The organism is Mesorhizobium sp. M7D.F.Ca.US.004.01.2.1 (assembly GCF_003997785.1).
Lineage (GTDB): Bacteria > Pseudomonadota > Alphaproteobacteria > Rhizobiales > Rhizobiaceae > Mesorhizobium > Mesorhizobium loti.
In genome coordinates this window covers 1-6867 of sequence record NZ_RZRQ01000317.1, presented here as the reverse complement: position 1 = coordinate 6867, position 6867 = coordinate 1, and the positions used below count along the sequence as shown (strand labels likewise).

The window sequence follows — 6867 nt, the reverse complement described above, 5'->3', positions numbered from 1 at the left end:
GCCTCCATGTGCTGCTTGGCATCCTTCGATGCCATGGTCATGCCGGCCATTGAACTGGTGCCGCTGGTGAAGGCCGCCAGATTGGGATCGTAGACGCCGGAGCCCTTGCCATCCTTGATCGAAAACTGCGTGCTTTGCAGCCCCTCGGGCCCGTTGAACTCGACGGAGGCGCTTTGCGAAAAATCCATCGAGACATCCCAGGCCCCATCGCTGCGCGGCTTCACCATCAAGGCATAGGGCGCAAAATCGAGCTTCAGCAGCTTCTGGTCCGGGAATGATGCGGCAAGTGCCTTGAAATCAAACAGGATCTTGTAGGCGCCGTCTTCGAGCGAAACCTTCAGGATGCCTTTGTCGATCGCCTGCTTGCCGACATAGCGGGACAGGTCATCGGACAATTGCTTCGCACCATGGCTGTCGACGGTCTGACCGAAAGCAGGTGCACTCAACGCAAGAAGGAACACGAATGGCAGGGCACGGTTCACGCGAATTCTCCGTTTTGGCCTTGAAGGAACGCTTCGTTCGTCTGGTATGAAATTACCACTGCAACCGCAAGGTGAGATCAACAAGGCTTCCAGTGCGAAAAGACTCGTCAAAGCACCAGCCGCATCAACGGCCGGCCCGCCTTGCGTTCCACAAGCCTCTCGAAACCAGCCTTCTCGAAAACCCGCGACGAGCCGACGAACAGGCCGATCGAGCGCGAATCGCGCGACAGGTCTATCGGGCAGGCCTCAACCAGCCGCGCGCCGTTCCGGCGGGCGAAATCGATGCCGCCTTCGACGAGGCGATGCGTGATGCCCCTGCCTCGCACCTTGCTCCGGATGAAGAAGCAGGAAATCGCCCAGACGGCCGGATCGGCGGCGTCGGCGGGATCGACCGGTGCCGACCCCCTGCCCTGATTGTTCCATTCGGGCACGTCGGCGCGCGGTCCGATCTGCATCCAGCCGACCGCCTGACCATCCTCGAATGCCAGCAAACCCGGTGGCGGACCGGCTTCGATGCGCGCCCTGATGTGGTCCTTGTTGCGTTCTCGGCTGCTCTCGCGGCGCACCGCCGGGGCCAGCCGGAAATGCGTGCACCAGCAGCCGTAGCAGGCGCCCTGCTTGCCGAACAGGTCCTCGAATTCAGCCCAAAGCTCAGGCGTAAGCGGCGCTATGGTCGTGCTCATGAGTTCTCCCCAGGCCAGCCTTGTCGCTGGCCTTGCACTGTCGTACCATTGCCTCTGTTCTCTTTATGTTCGCAGCGATGGCGGCCCCTGTCAACAATCCCGATCACGGTTTTTGCCGCGACTGCCTGACGTTTCAGCGCAGCCAGACGCGCCGCTGCGAACGCTGCGGCAGCCCCCGGCTTGCGCGTCATCCCGAGCTCTACCGGCTGCATCTGGCCCATATCGATTGCGACGCCTTTTATGCAGCGATCGAAAAGCGCGACAATCCGGCGCTCAAGGACAAGCCGCTGATCATCGGCGGCGGCAAGCGCGGCGTCGTCTCCACCGCTTGCTACATCGCGCGCATCCAGGGCGTGCGCTCGGCAATGCCGATGTTCAAGGCGCTCGAAGCCTGCCCCGAGGCGGTCGTCATCAGCCCCAACATGGAAAAATACGTGCGCGTCGGCCGCGAGGTGCGCGCCATGATGCAGGCGCTGACGCCGCTGGTCGAACCGCTCTCGATCGACGAGGCATTTCTGGACCTCGCCGGCACCGAACGGCTGCACGGCCTGCCGCCGGCGGTGGTGCTGGCGCGCTTTGCGCTGGCGGTCGAGAAGGAGATCGGCATCACCGTTTCGGCAGGCCTGTCCTACTGCAAGTTCCTCGCCAAGATAGCCTCCGATTTCCGCAAGCCACGCGGTTTCTCGGTCATCGGCGAAGCCGAGGCAGTCGGCTTCCTGGCGGCGCAGCCGGTGACCATGATCTGGGGCGTCGGCAAAGCGTTCAACGCTACACTTGAGCGCGACGGCATCCGCACCATCGGCCAGTTGCAACAGATGGATCGTGGCGACCTGATGCGCCGCTACGGCACGATGGGCGACCGGCTCTACCACCTTTCGCGCGGCGAGGACGTCCGCCGCGTCGATCCCGACCAGGATGCCAAGAGCGTATCGGCCGAAACCACCTTCGACACCGATATCGCGTCGCTGGACGAGCTGGTCGCGGTGCTGAGAGGGCTTTCGGAAAAGGTCTCGGCGCGGCTGAAAAAATCGGGCATTGCCGGGCGCACCGTGGTGCTGAAGCTGAAGACCCAGGATTTCAAGCTGCGCACGCGCAATCGCCAGCTCGGCGACCCGACCCGGCTCGCCGACCGCATCTTTCAGACCGGGGTGGAGCTTCTGCGCAAGGAAACCGACGGCACCAAATATCGGCTGCTCGGCATCGGCGTCAGCGACCTCTCGGACGACGACAAGGCCGACCCGCCCGATCTGGTCGACGTCCAGTCGCGCAAGCGCGCCATGGCCGAAGGCGCCATCGATGCCCTGCGCGACAAGTTCGGCCGCAAGGCGGTGGAAACCGGCTACACCTTCGGCAAGGGCCGCGATGCCCACCCGCCTGAGCCGCTTGAAGACTGATCTTCGCTAAGTACGCTGCAGATCAATCCTGCTCGTCACCACGCTCTTGCCGGTTTTCGGGTCGGTGTCGGTGACCGTCAGCCGGATGCCGTTCTCGCCTCTCTTCTCGACCGTCATCTGCGCCTTGCGGTCACCATTGACCTCCTTGGCCCAGCGGATGCCGAGATTGATCGCATTGCCCGAGCGCCTGCCGTTGAGTTGTGCCGGCCCGGTACGAGAGCCGACATAAATGCCGCTGTATTTCGCACCTGTGACCTTCAGATTGGCACTGATGGCCCGCGACACCACAACGAGACCGCGGCAATTGCCGTCCAGCGAGAGCGAGGTTGAGGTCGCATTCGACTTGAAGCTGCAAGATACTCCAACGTTCGGCACATCCGTGGTCACCTGGACAGTGCCCTTGCCGGCGAAATTGCCCTTGAACGACTGGAGAAATTTGGTCTCGTCGGCATGCGCCGCGCCTGCCCCAACCAATAGAACGCCAGCAAGCGCGACTAGCGCGAATGATCTCATCGAAGCTCTCCTTGTTGATTTTGAAAAGGCAGGACGGCCTGCAACGCACGGCTGACTATCGGGACTCAACGCCCCTTGCCGTGTCAGGTTCCGCTCGCCACATGACTGTTTTTGCGGCGTCCAGTAGCTGCGACTGGCCCAGAAGAAGGCAACGGCTAGCGATTGCGGCAGAAGCCCTGGCCTGCGACATAGCGCGGATGACACCTACCCCCTCGATTCCCAAGGCCGCGTTCTGGATGGCGCTGTCGATTGCCTCGTTCCTGGCGATGTCGGTCGCCGGCCGCGCCACGACAGCCGAGCTCAACGTCTTCCAGGTGCTGGAACTGCGCTCGGTGATCGGCTTTTTCATCCTTCTGCCACTGGTGATGATGAGCGGCGGCTTTCCAGCCATGCGCACGCAGCGGCCCGTCGCCCATATCGCCCGCAACATCATCCATTATTCCGGCCAGGCGGCCTGGCTCTACGCCCTGACGCTGATCCCGCTGGCCGTACTGATCTCGATCGAATTCACCACGCCGATCTGGACGGCCATCCTGGCGGTGATTTTTCTTGGCGAGAGGCTCTCCCGGCCAAGGCTTGCAGCGATCGTGCTGGGGCTGATCGGCGTGGTGATCATCGTGCGCCCCGGTGTCGGCTCGGTCGATCCGGGACATCTCGTCGTGCTCGGCGCCGCAGTCTGCTTCGGCATCTCGGTGGTCATGGTCAAGTCGCTGACCCGGACGGACAGCGTCGTGCGCATCATCTTCTGGATGCTGATCATCCAATCGGTGGTCGGCCTCGTTCCGGCGCTCTATACTTGGCGCAACCCACCGCTGGAGCTGTGGCCATGGATCGTGCTGATTGGCTTCTCCGGCATGTCGTCGCATTTCTGCATGGCCCGCGCGCTTGGCTATGCCGACGCGACCGTCATCTCGCCGATGGATTTCCTGCGCGTGCCACTGTCGGCGCTGATCGGCTGGTTGCTCTATAGCGAGCAGATCGACGCCTTCACCGCCGGCGGCGCACTGCTGATCCTGATGGGCAATCTGCTCAACCTTAAGCGAAAGTCGATAAGGCCGGCCGACGTGGCGGCGTCGTAACACCGCCGCCGGTCAGTTCCCGTCATCGGGTATGTTCAGGATATGGCCGCAGGCCTTGCAATGCACGGCATCCGGCTCATGCCGCTGCAAGCCGCACTGCGGGCAGGGAAAGAACACCTTGGCCGGCCGAAACATCGCCTGCGCCAGCCTGACGAACAGCGATATGCCGATGATCATGGTGACGATTGCCGTCAGCTTACCGGCCATGCCGGGCAGCACGATGTCGCCGAAGCCGGTCGTCGTCACCGTCGCGACGGTAAAATAGAGCGCGTCGATATAGTTCTCCAGACCAGCGCCGGTGCGGAAGAAGAAGGTGTAGACGAAGCCGGTGATGACAAACAGAAACGTCAGGAGGTTGATGACCGCGTGGCTTGCCTCGCGCCAGGGCCGCAGGCCGCGCATCTCCAGATGCCGCCAGAGCGAACCGCTGCGCGACAGCGACCACAGCCGCAGGATGCGGAGGAAGGCCAGATTGGCGAACGCCGTCGGCATCAGCAGCGTCAGCAGGATGAAGACATCGACCCAAGACGTCGGCTGCTTCATCAGCCGCAGCATGTCGTTGGAAGCGAGCAGCCGCGCGGCCAGGTCTGCGGCGACGAGAGCCGCCGCCGAATAGTCGAGCCAAAGGAATGACGGCTTGTCCTGGAGAACCGGCGTCGCGATGAAGAAAGCGATGATGGTGAGGTCGATGACGACAGCCACCAGCTGGAACCGGAAAGCGGCCGGCGTGCGCCCGTGATAGAGTTTGCGCAGCCGGTTGCGCAGCCGCGTCATCGCCGAATTTTCCTGCAATCCGTCCTTGCCCGCCGTTTTCATGACGATTGCGTAGCGTCCGCAGCCAAGGCCGTCCAGTGGCTTAAGTTGCCGGATCCCTCAGCTTTGCACCACTGTGCCGTCGGGTCCGACAAGGCTCCAGGCGGTGGCCGTATCATAGAAGAACTGCTCCTTGACGATGCGGTCACCGCGCCACTGCTGAAGCGCCACCTCTTCCAGGCGCCGGACGGTGCCGTCCTTGTCGATCCTGTCGAATGTCCAGCGGATGGCGACGTTGTCGCCGTCGACCAGAAAAATCTGGACCGGATGCGTATGCATCTTCTGGATCCGTTCCAGAACCGATTGCTCGCGTGCCATCAGCGCTTCCCTGCCGCTACGCGGAACGCCGAGGTTCTCCTGCATGGTCGCATCGTCATGGTAGAAGTCGGCGATCGCCGTGACGTGGCTGCCTTCGACCACTTCCTTGAGGAAGGTTTCAACGCGTTCGCGGCTGGGCATGATGGCGCATTCCTGTCTGGCCGCGGCCGCACCGCCGAGGCTTTGATTGGGGCTGAGGTTCGAAACGGCGAGTTCATTTCGAGCGTGCTCGCTGCATGTGGTTCAAGCGACAACAACTTCAACCGCAGCTGACATCCTGGCCCCATCGGACAGGATGCCCAGGCCTAGCGCGAACTCAATCCGCAATGTGCTGGCCGACATCTATCCGGTTGCCGTCCGGATCATCGTTTGCAGGCCGGCATCACCTGATTGTCAACGCACCTTAAACCAGTTCCACTTCAACCACGCCCGGCACCGCGCGCATCGCCGAGGCGATCTGTGGCGAAATCCGGTAGCGGTTGGGCAGCTCGATCTCGATTTCCCCCTCGCCTTCTTCCTTGATCAGCACGAAGCTGACCTGCCCTTCGCCCCTGACGGCCAGCTGGCCGGCCAGCGTGTTGATCGGCGCGGCGTTGCGCACGAAAATGCGCAGTGCCTTCTGGATGCGACTTGCCTCGTCCTCCAACGATTGTACCGAGTTGATGCGCAAATTGACGCCTTCCGGCCTGTCCTCGGCCGCAACGGTGATAACGACGGAGCGGCCGGCCTCGAGCAGGTCGCGATACTGCGCCAGCCCTTCCGAAAACAACACGGCTTCGTACTGGCCGGATGTATCGGAAAAGGCGATAACGCCCATCTTGTTGCCGGTGCGCGTCTTGCGCTCCTGCTTGGATGTTACCGTGCCGGCCAGACGGCCGGCGGCGGCACCGCGCTTGACGGCCGCCGAAAACTCGGCCCACGTCTGCACCCGCATCTTCTGCAGCGCCGCCTTGTACTCGTCGAGCGGGTGCGCCGAGAGATAGAAGCCGACCACCTGGAATTCACGGTGCAGCCGGTCGGCGGCGAGCCACGGGTCCGTCGCCGGCAGATTGAGTGCCTGCGACTGGGCGCCGAGCGAGGCGCCGAAGATATCGTGCTGGCCGGAAACAGCGTTCTGTTGCGCCAGCGATGCCAGCCCCATCATGCGTTCCACTCCCGCCATCATCGACGCGCGGTCGTGGCCGAAGCAGTCGAGCGCGCCGGCCATGATCAGGCTTTCGAAGACGCGCTTGCCGACTATCTTGGGATCGACCCGCTCGCAGAAATCGGCGAGGTTCTTGAACGGTTTTTCACCACGCTGGGCAACGATGTGCTCCACCGCAGCATCGCCGACGCCCTTGAGCGCGGCCAGCGAATAGTAAATGCGGTTCTCACCGACCTCGAAGGGACGAAAGCTCGATATCACCGACGGCGCCAGAACCTCTATGCCGAGACGCAACGCATCCTGGCGGAAATCGGCGAGCTTGTCGGTGTTGCCCATGTCGAGCGTCATCGACGCTGCCAGGAACTCGACCGGATAATGCGCCTTGAGATAGGCGGTCTGGTACGAAACCACCGCGTAGGCGGCAGCGTGCGATTTGTTGAA

The 6867-nt window shown here is 62.7% G+C and carries 7 protein-coding genes and 1 pseudogene; 2 read left to right on the top strand and 6 right to left on the bottom strand.

Translation table 11 applies throughout. From position 1 onward, the window contains the following. Both EN993_RS28775 and EN993_RS28770 read right to left on the bottom strand, forming a co-directional pair. Positions 1-482: pseudogene (locus tag EN993_RS28775) on the bottom strand (hypothetical protein); the annotation flags it as partial. A gap of 107 nt (positions 483-589) precedes the next feature. Continuing rightward, positions 590-1165 carry a GNAT family N-acetyltransferase gene (locus EN993_RS28770; protein WP_109671489.1) on the bottom strand — a complete coding sequence of 192 codons (576 nt, stop codon included), beginning with the start codon at positions 1163-1165 and terminating at the stop codon, positions 590-592. A 65-nt stretch (positions 1166-1230) separates the two neighbouring features. Between EN993_RS28770 and EN993_RS28765 the strand changes: the two genes are divergently transcribed. Beyond that, complete coding sequence (locus EN993_RS28765; protein WP_126068952.1) at positions 1231-2559, top strand: DNA polymerase IV; 1329 nt, start codon at positions 1231-1233, stop codon at positions 2557-2559. A 6-nt stretch (positions 2560-2565) separates the two neighbouring features. On the opposite strand, the gene EN993_RS28760 is transcribed toward EN993_RS28765, so the two are convergent. Further along, a complete protein-coding gene (locus tag EN993_RS28760; protein ID WP_127265469.1) occupies positions 2566-3072 on the bottom strand; it encodes a hypothetical protein in 507 nt (168 codons plus the stop codon). Between the two features lie 197 nt (positions 3073-3269). On the opposite strand from EN993_RS28760, the gene EN993_RS28755 reads away from it, so the two are divergent. Next, positions 3270-4151 (top strand): DMT family transporter, encoded by an 882-nt coding sequence (locus EN993_RS28755; RefSeq protein WP_127265468.1) that lies wholly within the window; start codon positions 3270-3272, stop codon positions 4149-4151. A 12-nt stretch (positions 4152-4163) separates the two neighbouring features. Here EN993_RS28755 and EN993_RS28750 read toward each other — a convergent pair whose 3' ends face one another. The 3 genes from EN993_RS28750 to EN993_RS28740 all read right to left on the bottom strand — a co-directional run. Continuing rightward, entirely contained in the window at positions 4164-4967 is an 804-nt protein-coding gene (locus EN993_RS28750) for a potassium channel family protein (RefSeq protein WP_127265467.1), read from the bottom strand. Between the two features lie 57 nt (positions 4968-5024). After that, complete coding sequence (locus tag EN993_RS28745) at positions 5025-5423, bottom strand: nuclear transport factor 2 family protein (RefSeq protein WP_127265466.1); 399 nt, start codon at positions 5421-5423, stop codon at positions 5025-5027. Positions 5424-5685: 262 nt separating this feature from the next. Then, on the bottom strand, positions 5686-6867 hold a 1182-nt coding region (locus EN993_RS28740; protein ID WP_245468998.1), incomplete at its 5' end, for an OB-fold nucleic acid binding domain-containing protein.

Excerpts from the sequence above, each read along its gene's own strand:
- EN993_RS28755 (WP_127265468.1), top strand. The coding sequence starts at position 3,270 with ATGACACCTACCCCCTCGATTCCCAAGGCCGCGTTCTGGATGGCGCTG.
- EN993_RS28750 (WP_127265467.1), bottom strand. The coding sequence starts at position 4,967 with ATGAAAACGGCGGGCAAGGACGGATTGCAGGAAAATTCGGCGATGACG.
- EN993_RS28770 (WP_109671489.1), bottom strand. The coding sequence starts at position 1,165 with ATGAGCACGACCATAGCGCCGCTTACGCCTGAGCTTTGGGCTGAATTC.
- EN993_RS28765 (WP_126068952.1), top strand. The coding sequence starts at position 1,231 with ATGTTCGCAGCGATGGCGGCCCCTGTCAACAATCCCGATCACGGTTTT.
- EN993_RS28745 (WP_127265466.1), bottom strand. The coding sequence starts at position 5,423 with ATGCCCAGCCGCGAACGCGTTGAAACCTTCCTCAAGGAAGTGGTCGAA.
- EN993_RS28760 (WP_127265469.1), bottom strand. The coding sequence starts at position 3,072 with ATGAGATCATTCGCGCTAGTCGCGCTTGCTGGCGTTCTATTGGTTGGG.